Raw genomic sequence first — 19,815 nt, 5'->3', positions numbered from 1 at the left:
CCCCCGATCCCACGAGATTACGCCTGGTCTCCGGAGGGAGACCAGGCGTAGGAGTCGTGGAGCGAGGTCAGGCCGCGTAGATCACGTCGCGGCCGCGGTCGCCCGGACGGGGCTTGCGGGTCGCGCGCAGCGTCGCCTTGAGCGGCGTGTCCTGCCGGACCGAGACGGAGACGTCGCCCTCCGCGTGGACCTGGCGGATCGCGTGCTCCTCGGCCGGGGCCTTCGTGTCGTCCTGCACCGGCACCAGCACGCCCTGCATCTGCTCGGCCAGCGCCATCGTGTCGGCGACCTCGCGCAGGACCTCGGAGAGCTGGGCGCCGAGTGCGTCACAGATCGCGGCCAGCAGCTCGCTGGACGCCTCCTTCTGCCCGCGCTCGATCTCGGAGAGGTAGCCGAGGCTCATGTTGGCCGCCGTCGACACCTCGCGCAGGGTCCGGTGCTGCCCCTGCCGGCGTGCACGAAGTGCATCACCGATCACCCGGCGTAGCAGGACCATCGCACCTCCTCCTGCGAGGGGCCGCCGGCATGCGCCGGAGGCTTCCCGCAACCGTACCCGTTGGTCGTCGCTACTGACATCTCACCCCGCCGCTCAAGCGACGGAGCCACCCCGGAGGGTGCACGGTGGAGACCCCAGTCTACGGAGCGCCGCCAGGCCTTTCCGGCCCGCCGGACAACCGCCCGTGAAAAACCCGAACCCCGGACAACCAAAGATCATTCCCGGGTACGAGCAGCGTGCGGTGCCTGCGTATCGAGGCACCCGCCCCGCACCGTCCGCCACCACCACCCTGGTCCGGCCACCCGCGCACCCCGCCGCGCCGGCGCATGCCCGGTCACCGGGCGTGCGCCGCGTTCGCTACAAGCGTGATCGCGTCGCCACCCTTGACGGCGGGCCGAGGCTATGCGGTGGCGCCCGGCAGCACGCTTACCCGCAGCCGGTCCGCCAGCAGCCGCAGCACCTCCGTGACGGTGCTCACCCGGATCAGCACCCGGTCGCCGCCGAGATCGAGCCGCCGCACCTCGGTGCCGCCCGGCCCGGACACGGCCACGTAGACCAGCCCGACCGGCTTGCCGTCCTGCGGCTCCGGCCCGGCCACGCCCGTGGTGGCCAGCCCCCAGTCCGCGTCGCACCGCGCCCGCACGCCCTCGGCCAGCGCGGCCGCCACATCCGGGTCGACCGGCCCGCGCTCGGCCAGCAGCGGCGCGGACACGCCGGCCAGCGTCGCCTTCAGCTCGGTCGCGTAGACCACCACGCCGCCCCGGAACGCGGCGCTCGCGCCCGGCACGTCCACCAGCGTGGACGAGACCAGCCCGCCGGTGAGCGACTCGGCCGCCGCGACGGTCTGGCCGGCCTTGGCCAGCGCCGCGACCACGGTGGCGGCGACGGACGCACCCTCAGACACCCAGGTCCCCCTCCCGGACGATCCCGCGCGGCCCGGCGGGCGCGCGGGCGGCGAGGCGCAACCGGATCGCCTGGCGCACGTAGTCGGCTCCGGTGAGCACGGTGACCGCGACCGCGGCCCACATGACCCACTGCGCGATCGTATCCAGCCAGGACGGCAGCGGGCTGAGATACAGCACGATCGCCAGCGTCTGGAGCGCGGTCTTGAGCTTGCCGCCGCGGCTGGCCGCGATCACGCCGTACCGGATGACCCAGAGCCGCAGCAGCGTGATGCCCCACTCGCGGACCAGTATCACCACGGTGATCCACCACGTCAGCAGCCCGTAGAGCGAGAGCAGCACCAGCGCGGCGCCGGTCAGCGCCTTGTCCGCGATCGGGTCGGCGACCTTGCCCAGCCGGGTGACGAAGCCGAACCGCCGCGCCACCCAGCCGTCCACGAAGTCGGTGACGGACGCGACCAGGAACACCGCGCAGGCGAGCACCTGCAGCAGCGACTCGTCGAACCCGGACCACCAGACCAGCACCACGAAGACCGGCACCAGCACCAGGCGCAGCAGCGTCAGGATGTTGGCCGGGTTGTGGATCGGCGCCTCGGGCGGGTCGGCCGTGGGGGTCGTCGGATCACCCGACGGGGTCACCGGGCGGCCGCCGCTGAGATCATCTCGGTGGGTACGGCCACCAGGTCCACGCCCTCGGTGCCGGTCACGGTCGCGCGCACCAGGTCGCCGGGCCGCAGCGCCCCCACGTCCACGCCCGTGTCGCCGGCCACCAGCGTGGTGGAGCCGTCCACCTCCGGGGCCTGGTGGTGGGCGCGGCCCTCGATCTCGTCGCCGTCGACCGTGTCGACCAGCACCTCGACCGTGGTGCCGACCCGCTCCTCGGCGCGCTGGTTGACCAGCTCGTCGACGAGCGCGACCACCTCGTCGTACCGCTTCTTGATCGTGCTCTTCCGGACCTTGCCGGGCAGGCCGGCGGCCTCGGTGCCGTCCTCGTCGCTGTAGTCGAACACGCCGACCGCGTCGAGCCGGGCCTCGGTCAGGAAGCGGATCAGCTCGTCCACGTCCGCGCGCGTCTCGCCCGGGAAGCCGACGATGAAGTTGCTGCGCGCGCCCGCCTCCGGCGACAGCGTCCGCGCGGACGCCAGCAGCTCCAGGAACCGGTCGGTGGAGCCGAACCGGCGCATCCGGCGCAGCAGCGGCTCGCTGGAGTGCTGGAACGACAGGTCGAAGTAGGGCGCGACGCCGGGCGTGGTGGCGATCGCCTCGACCAGCCCGGGCCGGGTCTCGGCCGGCTGGAGGTAGCTGACCCGCACGCGGACGATGCCGGTGACCGCGGCCAGTTGCGGCAGCAGCTTCTCCAGCAGGCGCGGGTCGCCCAGGTCCTTGCCGTACGACGTCGAGTTCTCACTGACCAGGACCAGCTCGCGGACGCCGGTGCCGGCCAGCCACTCGGCCTCGGCGAGCAGCTCGTCCGGCTTGCGAGAGACGAACGCGCCGCGGAACGCCGGGATCGCGCAGAACGCGCACTTGCGGTCGCAGCCGCTGGCCAGCTTCAGCGAGGCGACCGGGCCGCTCTCCAGCCGGCGGCGCAGCACCGGGCGCAGGTGCGCGGGCGTGGCCGCGTCGACGACGGAGTGGCCGGGCACGACCACGGTGGTGTCGCGGCGGGCCACCGGCGTGATCGGCAGCAGCTGGCGGCGGTCGCGCGGCGTGTGCGCTTCCAGCGTCTCGCCGTTGAGCACCGCGTTCAGCCGGGCGGAGATGTCGGGGTAGTCGTCGAAGCCGAGCACGGCGCTGGCCTCGGGCAGGCTCTCGGCCAGCTCCCGGCCGTACCGCTCGGACATGCAGCCGGCCGCGACCACCTTGGCGCCGGTCTCGTGCGCGGCGAGCAGCGTGTCGATCGAGTCCTGTTTCGCCTTCTCCACGAAGCCGCAGGTGTTGACCAGCACGACGTCCGCGTTCTCCGCGTCCGTGCCGACCTGCCAGCCCTCGGCGTCGAGACGGGCGGCCAGCTCCTCGGAGTCGACCTCGTTACGGGCGCAGCCGAGGGTCAGCATGGCGACGCGCCGACTGGGGGAAGAAGGTGTTACAGACACCACCCGAGGGTACCGGCACCGCGGCCGATACCTCGACGTCGCCCGGTGAGCTGAGCCACGGCGGAGGTGACGGCGCCGGTGCTACCGTCGGTGACGTGACGCCCGCGGCTCGCGGTCGTCCCGGACGAGTGCGGTCGTACCCGGTTCTGCGAAGACGGCCGCGGGGTGGTGACTCGTCATGGCATGGCTGGTTCTGGTCCTCTCCGGCGTCCTGGAGACCGTCTGGGCGATCGCGCTGGAGAAGAGCGACGGTTTCTCCCGCTGGCTGCCGAGCTCGATCTTCGGCGTCGCGCTGGTGCTGAGCATGGCCGGCCTCGGCTACGCGCTGCGCACCATCCCGGTCGGCACCGGCTACGCGGTCTGGGTCGGCATCGGCGCGGCCGGCACCGCGATCGTCGGCATGACGATGCTGGGCGAGTCGGCCTCGCTGCCGCGCATTCTCAGCCTGCTGCTCGTGGTGGCGGGCGTGGTCGGGCTCAAGGTCTTCCACTGACACCGACGTCTAAGACCAACGGGCGTTGGTTCTACGATGGCGCGATGGACGATTCCGGGCTGACCGCCGTCTCCGCACTCACCGACGGCGTGCGGCGCGCCGCCTACCGCGAGGTGATCGCGGCCGGTGGCGCGCCGGTCGGGCGCGACGAGGTGGCGGAGGCGCTCGGCGTCGGCCGCACGCTCGCCGCCCATCACCTGGACAAGCTGGTGGACGCGGGCCTGCTGGAGGTCACCTACGCGCGCCGTACCGGCCGCTCCGGCCCGGGCGCCGGCCGGCCCGCGAAGCTTTACCGCGCGACCGCGGCCGAGCACGAGGTGAGCGTGCCGCCGCGCGCCTACCGGACCGCGGCGGAACTGCTGGCCGAGGCGGTGGAGCGGGCCGGCGCGGACACCGCGCTGTTCGACGCGGCCCGCGCCCACGGCACCGCCGAGGGCGCCGGGAACGACGTCGGCGCGCTGCTGGCCGCGCACGGCTACCTGCCGTCCCCGGCCGGGGAGGGCCGGATCGAGCTGCGCAACTGCCCGTTCCACCGGCTGGCCGAGCAGTTCCCGCCGCTGATCTGCGGCATGAACCTGGCCATGGTGCGCGGGCTGCTGGAGGGATCGGGGCTGGACCGGTCCTGGGAGGCGCGGATGGACGCGGCGCCGGGCCGGTGCTGCGTCACGCTGGCCGACTCTAAAAACAAATCTGATTGACATTAGAGCGGGCGAGTGGCGAGACTACCGGCATGACCGGCTATCACCTCGCCCAGTTCAACGCCGCCCGCCTCCGCGCACCGCTGGACGACCCGGCCACCGCCGGATTCGTCGCCGGCCTCGACCTGATGAACGCGCTGGCCGACCGCTCCCCCGGCTTCGTCTGGCGGCTGGCCGAGGGGCCGGCCGGCGACGCCACCACGGTGCGGCCGACCGAGCCGGACGTGATCGTCACGCTGTCGGTCTGGGAGTCGGTGGAGGCGTTGCGCGCGTTCACCTATCAGAGTGAGCACCTCGACTACCTGCGGCGGCGGCGCGAGTGGTTCGTGCCGCTCGGTTACCGGGCGTCGCTGGTGCTGTGGTGGATCCCGGCCGGCACGCTGCCCACGCCGGAGGAGGGGGTGGCGCGGCTGCGCGCGCTCGGCGCGAACGGGCCGACGCCGGACGCGTTCACGTTCCGCGCGCCGTTCCCGGCGCCCGCCACTACGGACGCAGCGCCGCCAGCGCCTCTTCCAGCTCGTCCGGCTTGATCAGCACGTCCCGGGCCTTGGAGCCCTCGGACGGGCCGACGATCCCGCGCGACTCCATCAGGTCCATCAGCCGGCCCGCCTTGGCGAAGCCCACGCGCAGCTTGCGCTGCAGCATCGAGGTGGAGCCGAACTGGCTGGTGACCACCAGCTCGATCGCCTGGAGCAGCAGGTCGAGGTCGTCGCCGACCTCCTCGTCGATCTGCTTCTTCGGGTCCGGGACCGCCTCGGTGACGTTCTCCTTGAACTCCGGCTCCCGCTGGTCCTTGCAGAACTTGACCACCGCGGCGATCTCCGCCTCGGTGATCCACGCGCCCTGGATGCGGGTCGGCTTGGACGCGCCCATCGGCAGGAACAGGCCGTCGCCGCGGCCGAGCAGCTTCTCCGCGCCCGGCTGGTCCAGGATGACCCGCGAGTCCGCCAGCGACGACGTGGCGAACGCCAGCCGGGACGGCACGTTCGCCTTGATCAGGCCGGTGACCACGTCCACGGACGGCCGCTGGGTGGCCAGCACCAGGTGGATGCCGGCCGCGCGGGCCAGCTGCGTGATCCGCACGATCGAGTCCTCGACGTCGCGCGGCGCCACCATCATCAGGTCGGCCAGCTCGTCCACGATCACCAGCAGATACGGGTACGGCTTCAGCTCCCGCTCCACGCCGGGCGGCGCCGTGATCTCCCCGTTGCGCACCTTGCGGTTGAAGTCGTCGATGTGGCGCACGCCGTTCGCCGCGAGGTCGTCGTAGCGCATGTCCATCTCGCCCACGACCCACTCGAGCGCGGTGGCCGCCTTCTTCGGGTCCGTGACGATCGGCGTGACCAGGTGCGGGATGCCCTCGTAGGAGGTCATCTCCACCCGCTTCGGGTCGATCAGCAGCAGCCGCACCTCGTCCGGCGTGGCCCGGGTGAGGATCGACACGAGCAGCGAGTTCAGGCAGGACGACTTGCCCGCGCCGGTCGCGCCCGCGATCAGGATGTGCGGCATCTTCGCCAGGTTCGCCACCACGAACCCGCCCTCGATGTCCTTGCCGAGCGCGGCCAGCATCGGGTGGTCGTTCGACGTGGCGTTGTAGGAGCGCAGCACGTCGCCGAGCGCGACGTTCTCCGGATCGGTGTTCGGGATCTCCACGCCGACCGCGGACTTGCCCGGGATCGGGCTGAGGATGCGCACGTCCGCGGACTTCACGGCGTAGGCGATGTTCCGGGAGAGCTGGGTGATCCGCTCGACCTTCACGCCGCGGCCCAGCTCCACCGCGTACCGCGTCACGGTCGGGCCCCGGGTGAAGCCGGTGACCTGCGCGTCCACCCCGAACTGGTCGAACACGCCCTCCAGCGCGGCGGTGATCTCCTCGTTGGCCTTGCTGGCCTTCTTCGCCGCCGCGCCGGCCTTGAGCAGGTCCGGCGGCGGCAGCTTGTAGTCGCCCTCGATCGCGGTGATCGCGAGCTGCTCCGCGCGGGTCGGCGGCGCGGGCGAGTGCTCCGGCGCGACCCGGCGGCCGGACGCCTTCTTCGTCTTGGTGATCTTCGGCAGCGCCACCGTGTCGTGCATGTCGTCGAGCAGCTCGTCGAAGCCGTCGTCGTCCACCGGTGGCGGCGGGAACTCGGCCGGCGGCTCGTCGGGCGGCGTGTCCGCGTGCCCGGCGGCCTTGCGGCGGGCGGCGCGGCGGCGCGCGGGCCGCGGCGGCTCCTCCTCCTCGTCCTCGTCGTCGAGGTCCTCGTCGTCGTCGAGGTCGTGGCGGGAACGGTCCGCGACCGGCCGGCCGGCGAACGCCTCGAACAGGTCGCCGAGCCGCTCCGGGATCTTGTTGATCGGCGTGGCGGTGACCACCAGCACGCCGAAGAGCATGAGCAACACCAGCAGCGGTACGGCCACCCACGGCGTCACGGCGAGCACCAGCACATGGCCGACGCCGTAGCCGATGAGGCCGCCCGCGTAGTCCAGTTGCTGATCGCTGACCGGGCGCTGCGCCACGTGCAGCAGCGCGTCGCCGGCCACGATCAGCGCGGTCCAGCCGACCAGGCCGCTGCCCCGGTGCGCGGGATCGGCCGGCTCGCGCATCAGCCGGACCGCGCCGTAGAGCAGCAGCAGCGGAATCGCTATCGAGATGGCGCCGAAGAACAGCCGGATCGTGTCCGCCAGCCAGGCGCCGACCGGCCCGGCCGACTCGAACCAGACCGCGACCGCGATCAGGATGGCCAGGCCGAGCATGAGCAGCCCGGTGCCGTCGCGGCGGTGCGCCGGGTCCAGCTCCCGCGCGGTGGCCGCGCCGCGCCCGACCTGCCGCACACTCCAGCCGACGCCGTTGGCCACGAACATCCACAGTGCGCCGAGGCCGCCGGCCGCGAGCACCAGCGGGTTGACGCTGCCGCGCCGGGCCCGGGCGCGCGGCGCGGGCCGCCGGGCCGTGGACTTCCGGGGCGCGGACGCGCGGGCGCGGGACGACGCCGGGGTGCGCGAGGAGGATGTGCCCGTCCGCGCCGCCGGCGTGGTCCGCCGCTTCGCCGGAGAGGTACGACCTGCCATGATGCCACGGTAACGGCGGCACGCCGGTAAGGCCGGTCTATTCGCCGCGTGTCACTCGCAACGAGATCTCACTCTCACCGATATGTCGCGGCTTGACCTGAAATGCGGGCGCGATCCTGCGCGCGGCGACGGCGCCACCGCAGCGCGAACCCCACCCAAGAGGCGACCACCACCAGCGCCAGCACGATCCGGGCCGTCCACACCTGGTCCTCGGGGTAGATCACGCCGGTCAGGTAACGGTCGATGAACCCGGCGTCCGGGACGGACTGTCCGGCGTGGCGGCGCGCCCAGTGCTCCAGGGTGGTCAGCGGGCAGGGCAGCGACGCGGCCACCACCAGCACGCCCCAGACCGCGGCGAGCAGGTGCGCCCAGATCGTCCGCGGCCACCACCACGCGACCAGGCCGCCGACCGCCAGGTACGCCAGGAAGCCGGCGTGCAGCACCAGCGCGACCACGACCAGCGCCTGATAGTCCACGCCGCCACGGTAGCTCTTGTGAAGCGCCCACCCACGGATCGCAGGGAGCCCGGCCCCCGGCCACCCACCCCTGTGCTCATGCGGCCGACCGGTGCCCGCGGGAGCAAGCGGCCCGCGACCACGCCGGAAGCGGGGAGATCGTGGCCCTGAGAACGGGAGATCGGTGCGAGGCGGCTGACCCGTTGACCGCCTCGCACCGACGTCTTTCCGGTGACCGCTAGTTCACCGCGAAGCGCAGCTCGAACTCGCCGGTCCCGGAGGCCGAGGCGACACGGTAGCGGTAATTGCCGGCCCCGCCCTCGAAGGTCAGCGTCTCCGACCCCGCGTCCGTGGCGGCGCGGGCGACGGTGACCCAGCGGCCGCCGTTCACCTGCTGCTGGAGGTAGAGGTCGAAGTCGGCGCCCTCGGGCGCGGTCAGGCAGGCCGCGTGCGTGCCGGCCGGCGCCCGGAAGCGGACCACGTCGCGGCGCTGGCCGGGCCGGGTGATCGTGCCGTCGCGCGCCACGCTGCCCTCGGCCGCGCAGTCCCCGCCGTCGGCCGGCGGCTCGCTCGGCTCGGCCGGCGGCGTGGTGGCCGGCGGCGTCGCGGGCGGCGTGGTGGCGGGCGGGGTGCCGCCGTCGCCGGTGGTGATCAGCGTCAGGTTGTTCCGCTCCAGGATCTCGTTGACCGGCTGGAAGAACGTGACGCCGCCGCGGGTGCAGTCGCCGGAGCCGCCGGACGTGACGCCCTGGGCCTGGTCGCCGGCGATGAACGCGCCGCCGGAGTCGCCCGGCTCGGCGCAGACGCTGGTCCGGGTGAGGCCGGTGACCGTACCCTCGGCGTAGTTGACCGTGGCGTTCAGCGCCCGCACCTCGCCGCAGTGCAGGCCGGTGGTGGCTCCGGAGCGGCAGATGGACGCGCCGACCGGTGCGACCTCGGAACCGGCGACCGGCAGCACGCCGCCGTTGTAGTTGTTGACCGAGGCGGTCGGCGTCCAGTCCGCGTTCGTCCGAACCACCGCGAAGTCGTCGCCGGGGAACGAGGAGGCGGTGATCTCGCCCTGCGCCACGCCGTTCACGCCGCGGGTGTCCGCGCCGGCCCGGCCGCAGTGGCCGGCCGTGACGAAGCCGCCGACCACCGAGAAGCCGATCGAGCAGCCCGCGTTGCCGACCGAGTACGCGTCGCCGCCGACCACGTCGAACAGCGGCTTCGGCGCCTCCTCGCTGGTCTCGACCCGCACCGCCGCCGCGTCCACGCCGCTGGCCTCGGCGAACTCCTTCGCGGTCGCCTCCGCGTCCGCGACGTCCGCGCGGGCCAGCACGACCACGGTGTTGCTCGACGGGTCGACGTACCAGCCGGGGATCGACTCGGCGGCCTCGTCCGCGTTCGTGTCGAGCGCGGACTTGACCTGGTCCAGCACGGCCGAGCTGTGCGCCACGATCTTCGGCTCGGCGCCGGCCGCCCGAACCTCGTCGGCCAGCGCCTGGTCCGTCACCGCGATGGTCAGTGTCTCTGCGTTCTCGGCGAGCCACGCACCGGCCCACGCGGCGCCGGCCGCGGCCTTGACGGTACGGACCGCCTCCGCCGCCTCCCGCTCCGCCGCCAGCCGGTCGGTCGCCTGCTCGGTGGTCAGGCCGAAGTCGCGGGAGAGCGCGGCCAGCACCTCGGGCGCGGCGAGCGCACGGTCGGCGGTCACGTCACCGCTGGGCCGCTCCCGCTCACCGGTCCCGGCGAACGCGGGGAACGTCAGCGCGACGGCGGCACCTGCCGTGGCGATGACCACCGCCGTGGTGAGTGCGCGTCTACGATCCATCCGTCATCTCCTTACCTGACTCCCCCGCCGGGACGCCGCGGCGACGTCGGGTGGGGGTACGGCGCGGGGGCCAGGAATGGATTAGGGGATCGATCGTGGGGAAAGTCACCCTCCTTTCGGTGAACCTCGATGGTCCGGAGCGCGTAACCCGCTGACTTGATCGCGCTCAGCATCCTCCGGCGGAGATCACTTGATCTTTCCGAGGAATGCCCGCCACGCTTCCGCAGAGAAGATCAGCATTGGCCCGGCCGCGTCGGTGCTGTTCCTGACCGACGTTCCGGAATGCGCGGTCGCCACCTCCACGCATGCACTGGTGTCACATCGGGTACTGCGCCGCCAGGTCTTTCGGGCTTGATCGGCACTCGCCATGTCGACCTCCTTCAATGTCGCCACTCAATGTAATTACTCACTTACGCAAAGCGAAAGGGCGTGACCGCATGCCGCGGTCACGCCCTTTGCCGGGATTCCCTGTCAGCCCATATCCTTCAACTTGAGCATGTCGAGAAACGCATGCCAATCGGGAGCGGAGAAACGCAGGACCGGCCCGGACGGATTCTTTCCATCGCGCAGGCCGACAACACCATGAGATAGATCAGCGACCTCGACACACGATGCGGTGTCACAATAGGTGCTTTTGCGCCATTGTGCAGCAGATTTCATGTGGACCCCTCCATTCGCGTTATCGCGGCCGGTGGAAGTTCCAAACCAGCCGCTAGGCAGAGTGCCGCTGCCTGTCTAGCAGGGTCCGAAGCCTCAGGACACGACTTTCGATGAGACGTGCTGACACGTCCGGGGGAAAGCTGACCTCCCAGGCCTGCTCGAAGCTCTCCCGATAGCGCTGGATCCACGGCATGGAGTGCTGCATGGAGTCGCTCCAGCCCTCCTCCTGATACAGGAAGACGTCCTCCTCGTCCGGCAGCTCGAGGATGGTGAAGGAACCGCGCATCACCAGCTTGGCCCCGTCGGAGAACGGCACGAACCGTACCGTGATGAGGCGCTCCCTGATCTTCTCCAGCAGGGATTCGAGCTGCTCCGCGAAGACCTCGGGGCCGCCGATCTCCCGGTGCAGCACCGACTCGTCCAGAATGAGCAGGTACTTCGGCGGATCCGGCACACCGAACAGGCTCTCGCCGCGGCGCCTCCGAAGGTCGACGCGCACCTTCATATCCGCATCCGGAACGTCGGCGGACCAGAAATGCTGGATCGCATCCGCATAGGCGCGCGTCTGCAGGACGCCGGGAATGAGCGTCGCCTGGAACACCCGGATCGCGGTCGCCTCCGACTCGAACTGCAACAGCTGCAACATCGCCGGGCTCAGATGGTCCCGGTACTCCGCCGTGGTCCACCAGCGTTGCCGGCGGGAGGCCTTCGCGTCCTCGATGAGCTGGGAGATGCGCCGGGGGTCCACGACGCCGAGCAGGGCGAGCACGGCGCGCAGGTCCGTGGTGGAGATGCTGACATCGCCCTTCTCGATGCGCTGAACCTTGCTCAGCGACCACTCCAGCGCATCCGCCACCTGCTGTTGGGTGAGCTTCTTGCGCTGGCGTGCGTTGCGCAGGGCCAGGCGGACGCGGCGGCGGGCGACGGCCGGAGGGTCCTGGGAGGTCATCGTGGCCGCCTGGCGGTGCCCCCGCCGGCCGACACCGGAGGTGTCTGCCGTATGGCCGGTAGGGACACCGCAGTCTGCACCGGCTCAGCCCTGCCCGATCGGCCGCGCCCCGGCCGGCCTGCACCGGTCCGCGGACTCGCCGGTGAATGCCGCAACGATGTGGCCGGTCGCCCGCGGCAGCCAGGGCCGGGGGCGAACGCGCAGGCAGGCGCCGCCGAGAACGGCGGCGGAGACGGCACCGACGGCCACGGCCGTGGATGCGCCGGTCGTGAGGTGCATCAGAAGGTGCATGGCATCAGCTCCCCCCAATCGGCACCCGGCCGGGTGAGAGCCGGGTGCCGATCGTTCCCCCCAGTGTGGTTCCCCCCGCTGCCGTCGAGTGAAGCAGTTACCGCCCGTGATCGCTACAAGGCAATCTGCAGTATGGCAAATAGCGGAAAGCAAACGGCCGGTGTCGATCTCCGCGAAGGGACCGACACCGGCCGGATCAGACCTCGACCACGTTAGGGACGATCATGGGACGGCGCCGGTACGCCTCGTTCACCCACCGGCCCACGATCCGCCGCACGATCTGCTGGAGCTGGTGCGGGTCGGTGATGCCGTCCCCGGCGGCCCGGTTGAGCCCGTCCGTGATCAGCGGCAGCACCGGGTTGAACGCCTCCGGGTCCTCGGAGAAGCCCTTGGCGGAGATCGCCGGGCCGCCGACCACCTTGCCGGTGACGGAGTCGACCACCACGGTCGCGGCGATGAAGCCGCCGTCGCCGAGGATCTTGCGTTCGGTGAGCAGCGACTCGCCGACGTCGCCGACCGCGAGGCCGTCGACGTAGATGTACCGGTTGCCGGCGTGGCCGACCACGCGGGCGCGGCCGTCGACCAGGTCCACGATGTCGCCGTCCTCGGCCAGCACCACGTGCTCGGGCCTGAGCCCGGACTCGATGCCCAGCCGGGCGTGGGCGCGCAGGTGCCGCCACTCGCCGTGCACCGGCATCAGGTTGCGCGGCTTGACCACGTTGAGCAGGTAGAGCAGCTCACCGGCGGGCGAGTGGCCGGAGACGTGGACCTTCGCGACCTCCTTGTGGATCACTGTCGCGCCGGCCCGGGAGAGCCGGTTGATCACCCGGTAGACCGAGGTCTCGTTGCCCGGCACCAGCGAACTGGCCAGCACCACCGTGTCGCCGGGCGCGATCGTGACGTGCCGGTGGTCGCCGGTGGCCATCCGGCCGAGCGCGCTCATCGGCTCACCCTGGGAGCCGGTGGACATCAGCACGATCTGGTCCGGCGGCAGGTTCATCGCCTCGTCCATGCCGACGACCAGCCGGTCCGGGATGTGCAGCAGCCCGAGGTCGCGCGCGATGCCCATGTTCCGCACCATGGACCGCCCGATGAACGCGACCTTGCGGCCGTGCTCGTGCGCGGAGTCGAGCACCTGCTGGACGCGGTGCACGTGCGAGGCGAAGCTGGCCACGATGATGCGGCCGGTCGCCTTGGCGAAGATCGAGTCGATGACCGGGCCGATCTCCCGCTCCGGGGAGACGAAGCCGGGGATCTCCGCGTTCGTCGAGTCGGAGAGCAGCAGGTCGACGCCCTCGCTGCCGAGCCGCGCGAACCCGGCCAGGTCGGTGATCCGGCCGTCCAGCGGCAGCTGGTCCATCTTGAAGTCGCCGGTGTGCAGCGCGGTGCCGGCCGGCGTCTTGATCGCGACCGCGAGCGCGTCCGGGATCGAGTGGTTGACCGCGAAGAACTCGCACTCGAACGGCCCGAGCTTCTCGCTCCGGCCCTCCTTGACGGTCAGCGTGTACGGGTCGATCCGCCGCTCGGCCAGCTTGGCCTCGACCAGCGCCAGCGTGAACTGCGACCCGACGAGCGGAATGTCCTTCTTGTGGGCCAGCAGGTACGGCACCGCGCCGATGTGGTCCTCGTGCCCGTGGGTGAGCACGATCGCCTGCACGTCGGCGAGCCGGTCCAGGATCGGGGTGAAGTCCGGCAGGATCAGGTCCACGCCGGGCTGGTCCACGTCGGGGAAGAGCACCCCGCAGTCGACTATGAGCAGTTTGCCGTCGTACTCGAAGACGGTCATGTTGCGGCCGATCGCGCCCAGCCCGCCCAGCGGGAGCACCCGGAGGGCCCCCTTGGGCAGCGGCGGCACGTGCACGGCGGTCTGATCCGTGGTCACACCCCCACCACCCGATGCCGAACGCCGGACAGGGTTGTACGTCGCGTCATGCAATCACCTCGGTGCGTTAATCATGCCGCCAACGTCACGCCGGCGGCCAGGCAATCGGCGCGCAGCTGCGCCGTCTCGTCCTCGGTGGCATCCACCAGCGGCGATCGCACCGGCCCGGCCGGCAGGCCCATGGCGTTGAGCCCGGCCTTGACCAGGATGGTGCCCGCGGTGCGGAAGATGCCCGTATAGATCGGCAGGAGCTGCCGGTGCAGGCGGAGCGCCTCGGCGACGTCGCCGCGCTCGAACGCCGCGATCAGCTCCTGGGTCCGCGCGCCCACGAAGTGGGTGGACGTGCCGACCACGCCGACCGCGCCGATCGACAGCCAGGGCAGCGTGCCCGCGTCCTCGCCGGAGTAGAACGCCAGATCCGTGCTGGCCAGCACGGTGGAGCTGGCGATCAGGTCGCTCTTCGCGTCCTTCACCGCCACGATGTTGGGGTGCTCGGCGACGCGGATCAGCGTCTCGGTCGCGATCGGTATGCCGGAGCGGTGCGGGATGTCGTAGAGCATCACCGGCAGCCCGGTCTCGCCGGCCACGGTGGTGAAGTGGCGGACCAGGCCGGCCTGCGGCGGCTTGTTGTAGTACGGCGTGACGACCAGCAGACCGTCCGCCCCCGCCTTCTCGGCGGCGCGGGCCAGCTCCACGGTGTGCGCGGTGTCGTTGGTGCCGACGCCCGCGATGATGCGGGCGCGGTCGCCGATCGCCTCGCGGACGACGCGGATCAGCGTCTCCTTCTCCGCCTCCGAGGTGGTCGGCGACTCACCGCCGGTGCCGCTGAGCACCAGCGCGTCGTTGCGCTGCACGTCGACCAGGTGCGCCGCGAGCTTCTGCGCGCCGTCGGCGTCCAGCGAGCCGTCCGGGCGGAACGGCGTCACCATGGCCGTGATAACTCGTCCGAATGGCCGCCGGGCGTCGGACCCGCGTGCGGCGCGGTGGTCGTGCGTCATGCACACAACCTAGCGGACGGCCGCCGAGCGGCCTTAAGGCCTCGTCGTCTCCGGTCCACGGCCCGCCGCCGGTCCGCCGTCGTTTTTTCCACCCACGCGGGTACGGTCGACGCCTTCTTCCGCCCACCCGGCGGGCACGGGACAAAGCCTGCGCCGCCGGCGGGCCGGACGGTGCCGGAAGATTTATCTCAGGACCGCTCCGCGTGCGGGCTGTGCGCGATCTCGGTGCCGTCCGCCAGCGTGGTGAGGGTGAAGTCGCCGAACACGTTCGGCGCGACGCGCTGGAGCTGCCGCAGGCACTCGACGGCCAGCTCACGGATCTCGACGTCGGCCGCCTCGGTGGCACGCAGCGCGATGAAGTGCCGCCACGCCCGGTAGTTGCCGGTCACCACGATCCGGGTCTCGACCGCGTTCGGCAGGATCGCGCGCGCGGCCTGCCGGGCCTGCTTGCGGCGCAGGGTCGGGCTCTCCACGTCGGCGAACTTCGCCTCCAGGCCCTCCAGCAGCTCCGTGTACGCCCGGAGGCTGGCGTCCGCGGCGTCCTCGAACTTCTTGTGCAGCTCCGGGTCGCTCGCGATCACGTCCGGCTCGACGAACGCGGCGTCGCGCTCCGGAACGTACCGCTGGGAGAGCTGCGAGTAGGAGAAGTGGCGGTGCCGGATCAGCTCGTGCGTGAGCGAGCGGGAGATGCCGCTGAAGTAGAAGCTGACCGAGCCGTGCTCCAGCACGGAGAAGTGCCCGGTCTCCAGGATGTGCTCCAGATAGCCCGCGTTGGTGGCGGTCTTCGGGTTCGGCTTCTTCCACGACTGGTAGCAGGCGCGCCCGGCGAACTCGGCGAGCGCCTGGCCCCCCTCGGCGTCCGTCGACCACTCCACGCCCTCGGGCGCCTGGAACTGCGTCCACGCGATCAGCTGCACCTGCTGCGGCACGATCTCCGCCATCTCGGACCCCCTCGGTCTTGCGCAAACCCGCACAGACTACCGCTCAGACGAAGAACCAGGTGAACGGCTCCCACGGCAGGTTGCGCGCCACGGAGAAGACGCCCCAGGCGGCGAGGAACCAGATCAACGCCCTCGACGAGGGCTCCCATCGCGGCAGCTGCCAGCCGAACATCGCCCGACCGGCCCAGGCCACGTAGAGGTAGGCCACGAACGGGACCGCGAACAGCAGCACCGCGTGGTGGCGGGCGGCCGCCGGGATGTCGCCGTGCATCATGTACCAGACCGCGCGGGTGCCGCCGCAGCCCGGGCAGTCGAAGCCGGTCAGGTACTTGACGATGCAGGTGGGCTGCGCGTTCGCGTCGGCCGCGGCCGGGTCGGCCCAGAGCACGTAACCCGCGGCGGCGGAGACGCACCCGAACACGGCGAGCGGCGCCAGCCAGCGCGGCGTGCGCGCGTGGATCCGCGTGACGATCCGAGTCAGCCGGTCCGGCCGGTGCGGCGGATAACCCGGATAGGGCGGATAGGGCGGGTACATCCCCTCGGGCGGCGGCGGTGGGGTCGCGTCCACGGACGCCGTGCCCGCCTGCGACGGCTCACCGGTCATGCCGACTCCCCAGACTCACCCGGCACCCGCACCGGATGACTCCAACCTACAACGGCGCCGCCCGCACGCTCATCCGCCGGTCGGGGCTCGGCCGTCCGCCGCCGCGCCCGTCGCCACGGCCGGGACCGGGTCCGCGCCCGGATCGGCGGCGAGCGCGGCGGACAGCGCGGGCATCAGATCACCCCGGTCCGGCGCGGCCACCTCGGCCAGGCCGAGCCAGCCCGCCAGGCGGCGCAGCTCGGCCGCGAGCGCCGACGCGGTCTCCGCCTCGTCCGCGTGCGGCTCACGCCAGGCCGCGGGCACGCGCAGCACGCCGGCCTTGCGGTCCGCCTTCAGGTCGACGCGCGCGGCGAAACGCTCGCCGTGCAGGAACGGCAGCACGTAGTAGCCGTAGAGCCGCTGCGGCGCGGGCACGTAGATCTCGATCCGGTACGTGAAGCCGAACAGCCGCTCGGCCCGCGCCCGCTCCCAGACCACCGGGTCGAACGGGCTGACCAGCGTGCTGGCCCGCACCCGGCGCGGCAGCCGGGCGTCCGCGTGCAGGTAGGCGGGCTTGCTCCAGCCCTCGACGCTGACCGGCCGGAGCGTGCCCTGCTCGGCCAGCTCCGCGATCGCGCGGCGGGCGCCGGCCACCGGCAGCCGGAAGTAGTCGCGCAACTCCGGCTCCGCGGCCACGCCGAGCGCGCGGGCGGAGATCTCCACCAACCGCCGGTGCGCGTCCTCGACCGGCGGCGTCGGCGCGCCGACCACGGACGCCGGCAGCACCCGCTCGGGCACGTCGTAGAGCCGGGCGAACGCGGAGTTGCGGCCGGCCGAGGTGACCTCCCCGGACCAGAACAGCCACTCCAGGGCGCGCTTGACGACCGACCAGTTCCACCCCCAGTTGCCGGTCTCGCGCGGCGCGTCGTGCTCGATCTCGGCGGCGGTCAGCGGGCCGCGCGTGCGCACCTCGTCGAGCACCCAGGAGACCAGCCCGGGCTGCTCCTGCGCGATGCGCCGCATGCCGCCCCAGGCGGACGTGTGCGCCTCCGCCATCCGCCAGCGCAGCGCCGGCTGCAGCTCGACCGGGATCAGCGAGGCCTCGTGCCCCCAGTACTCGAACAGCGTGCGCGGCCGGCGGGTGGACGCGCGGTCCAGCAGGTCCGTCGGGTACGGCCCGAGCCGGCTGTACATCGGCAGGTAGTGCGCGCGCTGGAGCACGTTGACCGAGTCGATCTGCAGCAGGCCGACCCGGCCCAGCACGCGCCGCAGGTGCCGCATGGTGACCGCCCCGCCCGGCGCGGGGTCGGTGAAGCCCTGCGCGGCGAGCGTGACGCGCCGCGCCTGGGCGAGCGAGAGATCGTCGGAGATGGCCATCGAGCGCACGCTACCGGCACCCGCCGACAATTCTCAGGCGACCAGGGACGGCCGCGCCTCCTCCGTGCCCTCGGCCAGGTCCTGATCCTCCGCGGCCGCCGCGGGCGCCGGCTCGATCGGGATCGCCACCAGCAGCAGGATGCTGATCCAGACGTAGGCGCTGCCGCCGAGCAGCCCGACCAGCCCGCCGGTGTTGTACGTCCACAGCCAGACCAGCCGGCTGCACAGCACCGCCCAGCTCAGGAACGCGATCGCCAGCATCACCCGCCGGCGCCGCCCGGTCGCCCGGAAGCCGCCGCCGGCGATCAGGAACAGCGCGGGCAGCAGCCAGACCAGGTGGTGCACCCAGGTCACCGGGCTGATCAGGCAGCCCAGCACCGCGGTCAGCGCCAGCCCGGCCCGCTCGTCACCGGCCCGCACCGCGGCCCGGCAGCGCCAGCCCCAGAAGATCAGCGTGGCCACCACCAGCAGCGCCCAGAGCGGCTTCACGTCGTCACCGAACAGCCGCGCGATCACGCCCTGGAACGACTGGTTGGAGATGAAGCCGAGGTCGCCGACGCGATCGGTGTTCCACAGCGCGGACGTCCAGAACTCGCGGGACGCGTCCGGCGCGATCACGGCGGCGACCAGCGTCACGAACGCGGCCGTGCCGGACGCGGTGATCGCGGCCCGCCAGCGGCCGGTGACCAGCAGATAGATGATGAACACGCCGGGCGTCAGCTTGATCGCGGTGGCCAGGCCGATGCCCACGCCGCCGAGCGGGCTCCCCCGGCCGACCAGGAACAGCACGTCCACCGCGACCAGGAACAGCAGCAGCATGTTGACCTGCCCGAAGTTCACCGTCTCGCGCATCGGCTCGTACGCCGCGACCAGGCACGCCGCGATCGCGAACGCCAGCCACGGCGTCCAGCCCTGGCGCTGCGCGATCGGCCGGATCAGCCACCACACCAGCAGCGCGGAGACCACCACGGTCGCGACCACGCTGATCGTGATCGCGGCCGGCCACGACACCCACGCCATCGGCAGCATCACGAACGCGGCGAACGGCGGGTACGTGAACCCGTACAGCGTGTTCGGGTTCAGGTAGTCGTAGAGCATCCCGCCGTCGTTGGCCCAGTAGTTCAGCGCTCCCCAGTAGACCTTCAGGTCGAAGAAGCCGTGCCGCGCGGAGGTGACCAGGTCGAAGACGGCGACGACGACGGCGAACAGCACCACGCCGGCGACCCGCCAGAGCGTCCGCATCGGAAGAGTCCCCCAGAGATCGAGTGTGTACACGTACGCTTGCCAACCATGGCACTCGGGTACGTTCGCCCGGCCGGCCCGCAGGACGCCGGTGACATCGCGCGAATCCAGCTCACGACCTGGCGGGTCGCGTATCGCCGGTTGCTGCCCAGGCAGGTGCTCGACACGCTCGACGTCACCTGGCTGACGGAGCGCTGGCGGGACTCGATCGAAGCCCCGCCGACCCCCCGGCACCGGGTGCTGGTCGCCATTGAGCAGGCCGAACAATCGTATCTGGTGGGCTTCGCGGCAGCGGGTCCGGCCGACGAGCAGGCACTCGCGCCCGGCGAGGACCCCGGCGCGCTCGGCCCGGACGTGGCGGCCGTCACCGATCTGCTGGTCGAGCCGCGCTGGGGCCGGCGCGGCCACGGCAGCCGGCTGCTGTCCGCCGCCGTCGACCTGTGGCGCGAGGACCTCTTCGGCACCGCCATCGCCTGGGCATACGACGCGGACGCCGCGACCCGCAAATTCCTCGGCTCCGCCGGCTGGGAACCGGACGGCGCCTCCCGCGCCCTCGACGTCGACGACCTGCTCATCCCCCAGCTCCGCCTGCACGTCTCCCTGGCGGACGCCCCGCTCTAGAGTGCTTTGTCGGATTTTCGACATTCTAAAAGATCACAGAACCGCTTTGCCCGCTTCCGGCGTGGCGACGATCCGCATGCTCCCGCGGGCACCGGTCGTCGCTGGCGCTCCTCCCTGCCGGTCCCGCGGCCGGCCGGCTTGAAACCCGCGCGGCTCCCGTGAGCCGGGACCGCCCCTCGCGGCCGCCCCTCGCGGCCGACGCTCCCGGCCGACGCGACCCGTTGTCGGCGGAAGCAGCGAAAAGGCCAACAGCGAGAGGGTGCCCGGCAG

General features: G+C 72.1%; 19 protein-coding genes, 1 pseudogene and 1 riboswitch. Of the genes and pseudogenes, 4 read left to right on the top strand and 16 right to left on the bottom strand.

What is annotated here, in order from left to right:
* Positions 1-67 precede the first annotated feature (67 nt).
* From J2S41_RS01025 to rimO, 4 genes are all read right to left on the bottom strand, one after another.
* Positions 68-496 (bottom strand): helix-turn-helix domain-containing protein, encoded by a 429-nt coding sequence (locus J2S41_RS01025; protein ID WP_310361791.1) that lies wholly within the window; start codon positions 494-496, stop codon positions 68-70.
* A gap of 400 nt (positions 497-896) precedes the next feature.
* Positions 897-1,400: a CinA family protein gene (locus J2S41_RS01020; RefSeq protein ID WP_310361790.1), complete on the bottom strand. Its 504-nt coding sequence runs from the start codon at positions 1,398-1,400 to the stop codon at positions 897-899.
* The gene (gene pgsA / locus J2S41_RS01015) at positions 1,393-2,037 is read right to left on the bottom strand and encodes a CDP-diacylglycerol--glycerol-3-phosphate 3-phosphatidyltransferase (protein WP_310361787.1); all 645 of its coding nucleotides are present in this window, start codon (positions 2,035-2,037) and stop codon (positions 1,393-1,395) included. Before pgsA ends, J2S41_RS01020 begins: the two co-directional genes overlap by 8 nt.
* Positions 2,034-3,497, bottom strand: coding sequence for a 30S ribosomal protein S12 methylthiotransferase RimO (gene rimO / locus J2S41_RS01010; protein ID WP_310361785.1), 1,464 nt, complete (start codon positions 3,495-3,497; stop codon positions 2,034-2,036). The genes pgsA and rimO overlap by 4 nt, the downstream gene beginning before the upstream one ends.
* Before the next feature lie 94 nt (positions 3,498-3,591).
* A riboswitch (guanidine-III (ykkC-III) riboswitch) is annotated at positions 3,592-3,658 on the top strand.
* Positions 3,659-3,672: 14 nt separating this feature from the next.
* Between rimO and J2S41_RS01005 the strand changes: the two genes are divergently transcribed.
* Genes J2S41_RS01005 through J2S41_RS00995 form a run of 3 tightly spaced genes read left to right on the top strand, consistent with a single transcriptional unit; the run spans position 3,673 to position 5,215 of the window.
* Positions 3,673-3,987 (top strand): DMT family transporter, encoded by a 315-nt coding sequence (locus tag J2S41_RS01005; protein ID WP_310361782.1) that lies wholly within the window; start codon positions 3,673-3,675, stop codon positions 3,985-3,987.
* Between the two features lie 44 nt (positions 3,988-4,031).
* On the top strand, positions 4,032-4,685 hold the full coding sequence (locus J2S41_RS01000; protein WP_310361779.1) for a helix-turn-helix transcriptional regulator: 654 nt from the start codon (positions 4,032-4,034) through the stop codon (positions 4,683-4,685).
* A gap of 32 nt (positions 4,686-4,717) precedes the next feature.
* The gene (locus tag J2S41_RS00995; protein ID WP_310361776.1) at positions 4,718-5,215 is read left to right on the top strand and encodes a DUF3291 domain-containing protein; all 498 of its coding nucleotides are present in this window, start codon (positions 4,718-4,720) and stop codon (positions 5,213-5,215) included.
* On the opposite strand, the gene J2S41_RS00990 is transcribed toward J2S41_RS00995, so the two are convergent.
* The 12 genes and pseudogenes from J2S41_RS00990 to J2S41_RS00935 all read right to left on the bottom strand — a co-directional run bounded on the left by J2S41_RS00990 (position 5,169) and on the right by J2S41_RS00935 (position 18,924).
* Positions 5,169-7,733: an FtsK/SpoIIIE family DNA translocase gene (locus J2S41_RS00990; RefSeq protein WP_310361775.1), complete on the bottom strand. Its 2,565-nt coding sequence runs from the start codon at positions 7,731-7,733 to the stop codon at positions 5,169-5,171. The two genes, J2S41_RS00995 and J2S41_RS00990, sit on opposite strands and share 47 nt — an antisense overlap.
* A gap of 74 nt (positions 7,734-7,807) precedes the next feature.
* Complete coding sequence (locus J2S41_RS00985) at positions 7,808-8,209, bottom strand: DUF2784 domain-containing protein (protein WP_310361774.1); 402 nt, start codon at positions 8,207-8,209, stop codon at positions 7,808-7,810.
* Between the two features lie 217 nt (positions 8,210-8,426).
* Positions 8,427-10,001: a S1 family peptidase gene (locus tag J2S41_RS00980; RefSeq protein WP_310361773.1), complete on the bottom strand. Its 1,575-nt coding sequence runs from the start codon at positions 9,999-10,001 to the stop codon at positions 8,427-8,429.
* Positions 10,002-10,187: 186 nt separating this feature from the next.
* Positions 10,188-10,370, bottom strand: coding sequence for a DUF397 domain-containing protein (locus J2S41_RS00975; protein ID WP_310361772.1), 183 nt, complete (start codon positions 10,368-10,370; stop codon positions 10,188-10,190).
* A gap of 102 nt (positions 10,371-10,472) precedes the next feature.
* Entirely contained in the window at positions 10,473-10,661 is a 189-nt protein-coding gene (locus tag J2S41_RS00970) for a DUF397 domain-containing protein (RefSeq protein ID WP_310361770.1), read from the bottom strand.
* A 52-nt stretch (positions 10,662-10,713) separates the two neighbouring features.
* Entirely contained in the window at positions 10,714-11,610 is an 897-nt protein-coding gene (locus tag J2S41_RS00965; protein WP_310361767.1) for a helix-turn-helix domain-containing protein, read from the bottom strand.
* Positions 11,611-12,097: 487 nt separating this feature from the next.
* Positions 12,098-13,783, bottom strand: a complete 1,686-nt coding sequence (locus J2S41_RS00960) for a ribonuclease J (protein ID WP_310361764.1) — start codon at positions 13,781-13,783, stop codon at positions 12,098-12,100.
* 71 nt (positions 13,784-13,854) lie between these two features.
* Positions 13,855-14,781, bottom strand: coding sequence for a 4-hydroxy-tetrahydrodipicolinate synthase (dapA, locus tag J2S41_RS00955; RefSeq protein WP_310361762.1), 927 nt, complete (start codon positions 14,779-14,781; stop codon positions 13,855-13,857).
* A gap of 188 nt (positions 14,782-14,969) precedes the next feature.
* Complete coding sequence (gene thyX / locus J2S41_RS00950) at positions 14,970-15,713, bottom strand: FAD-dependent thymidylate synthase (protein ID WP_374728237.1); 744 nt, start codon at positions 15,711-15,713, stop codon at positions 14,970-14,972.
* Between the two features lie 52 nt (positions 15,714-15,765).
* Positions 15,766-16,326 (bottom strand): DUF2752 domain-containing protein, encoded by a 561-nt coding sequence (locus J2S41_RS00945; protein ID WP_310361758.1) that lies wholly within the window; start codon positions 16,324-16,326, stop codon positions 15,766-15,768.
* Positions 16,327-16,461: 135 nt separating this feature from the next.
* Positions 16,462-17,682 (bottom strand): annotated as a pseudogene (locus tag J2S41_RS00940) (winged helix-turn-helix domain-containing protein); the annotation flags it as partial.
* 33 nt (positions 17,683-17,715) lie between these two features.
* Positions 17,716-18,924, bottom strand: a complete 1,209-nt coding sequence (locus J2S41_RS00935) for a glycosyltransferase 87 family protein (RefSeq protein ID WP_310361755.1) — start codon at positions 18,922-18,924, stop codon at positions 17,716-17,718.
* A gap of 48 nt (positions 18,925-18,972) precedes the next feature.
* Between J2S41_RS00935 and J2S41_RS00930 the strand changes: the two genes are divergently transcribed.
* Positions 18,973-19,545 (top strand): GNAT family N-acetyltransferase, encoded by a 573-nt coding sequence (locus J2S41_RS00930; RefSeq protein ID WP_310361752.1) that lies wholly within the window; start codon positions 18,973-18,975, stop codon positions 19,543-19,545.
* Positions 19,546-19,815: the final 270 nt, after the last annotated feature.

This window comes from Catenuloplanes atrovinosus, assembly GCF_031458235.1.
Lineage (GTDB): Bacteria > Actinomycetota > Actinomycetes > Mycobacteriales > Micromonosporaceae > Catenuloplanes > Catenuloplanes atrovinosus.
The sequence above is the reverse complement of the archived record's forward strand: the minus strand, read 5'-3'. Positions and strand labels throughout refer to the sequence as shown.

Excerpts from the sequence above, each read along its gene's own strand:
- J2S41_RS01025 (WP_310361791.1), bottom strand. The coding sequence starts at position 496 with ATGGTCCTGCTACGCCGGGTGATCGGTGATGCACTTCGTGCACGCCGG.
- J2S41_RS01005 (WP_310361782.1), top strand. The coding sequence starts at position 3,673 with ATGGCATGGCTGGTTCTGGTCCTCTCCGGCGTCCTGGAGACCGTCTGG.
- J2S41_RS01000 (WP_310361779.1), top strand. The coding sequence starts at position 4,032 with ATGGACGATTCCGGGCTGACCGCCGTCTCCGCACTCACCGACGGCGTG.
- J2S41_RS00995 (WP_310361776.1), top strand. The coding sequence starts at position 4,718 with ATGACCGGCTATCACCTCGCCCAGTTCAACGCCGCCCGCCTCCGCGCA.
- J2S41_RS00990 (WP_310361775.1), bottom strand. The coding sequence starts at position 7,733 with ATGGCAGGTCGTACCTCTCCGGCGAAGCGGCGGACCACGCCGGCGGCG.
- J2S41_RS00980 (WP_310361773.1), bottom strand. The coding sequence starts at position 10,001 with ATGGATCGTAGACGCGCACTCACCACGGCGGTGGTCATCGCCACGGCA.
- J2S41_RS00975 (WP_310361772.1), bottom strand. The coding sequence starts at position 10,370 with ATGGCGAGTGCCGATCAAGCCCGAAAGACCTGGCGGCGCAGTACCCGA.
- J2S41_RS00970 (WP_310361770.1), bottom strand. The coding sequence starts at position 10,661 with ATGAAATCTGCTGCACAATGGCGCAAAAGCACCTATTGTGACACCGCA.
- J2S41_RS00965 (WP_310361767.1), bottom strand. The coding sequence starts at position 11,610 with ATGACCTCCCAGGACCCTCCGGCCGTCGCCCGCCGCCGCGTCCGCCTG.
- dapA (WP_310361762.1), bottom strand. The coding sequence starts at position 14,781 with ATGACGCACGACCACCGCGCCGCACGCGGGTCCGACGCCCGGCGGCCA.
- J2S41_RS00945 (WP_310361758.1), bottom strand. The coding sequence starts at position 16,326 with ATGACCGGTGAGCCGTCGCAGGCGGGCACGGCGTCCGTGGACGCGACC.
- J2S41_RS00935 (WP_310361755.1), bottom strand. The coding sequence starts at position 18,924 with ATGCGGACGCTCTGGCGGGTCGCCGGCGTGGTGCTGTTCGCCGTCGTC.
- J2S41_RS00930 (WP_310361752.1), top strand. The coding sequence starts at position 18,973 with ATGGCACTCGGGTACGTTCGCCCGGCCGGCCCGCAGGACGCCGGTGAC.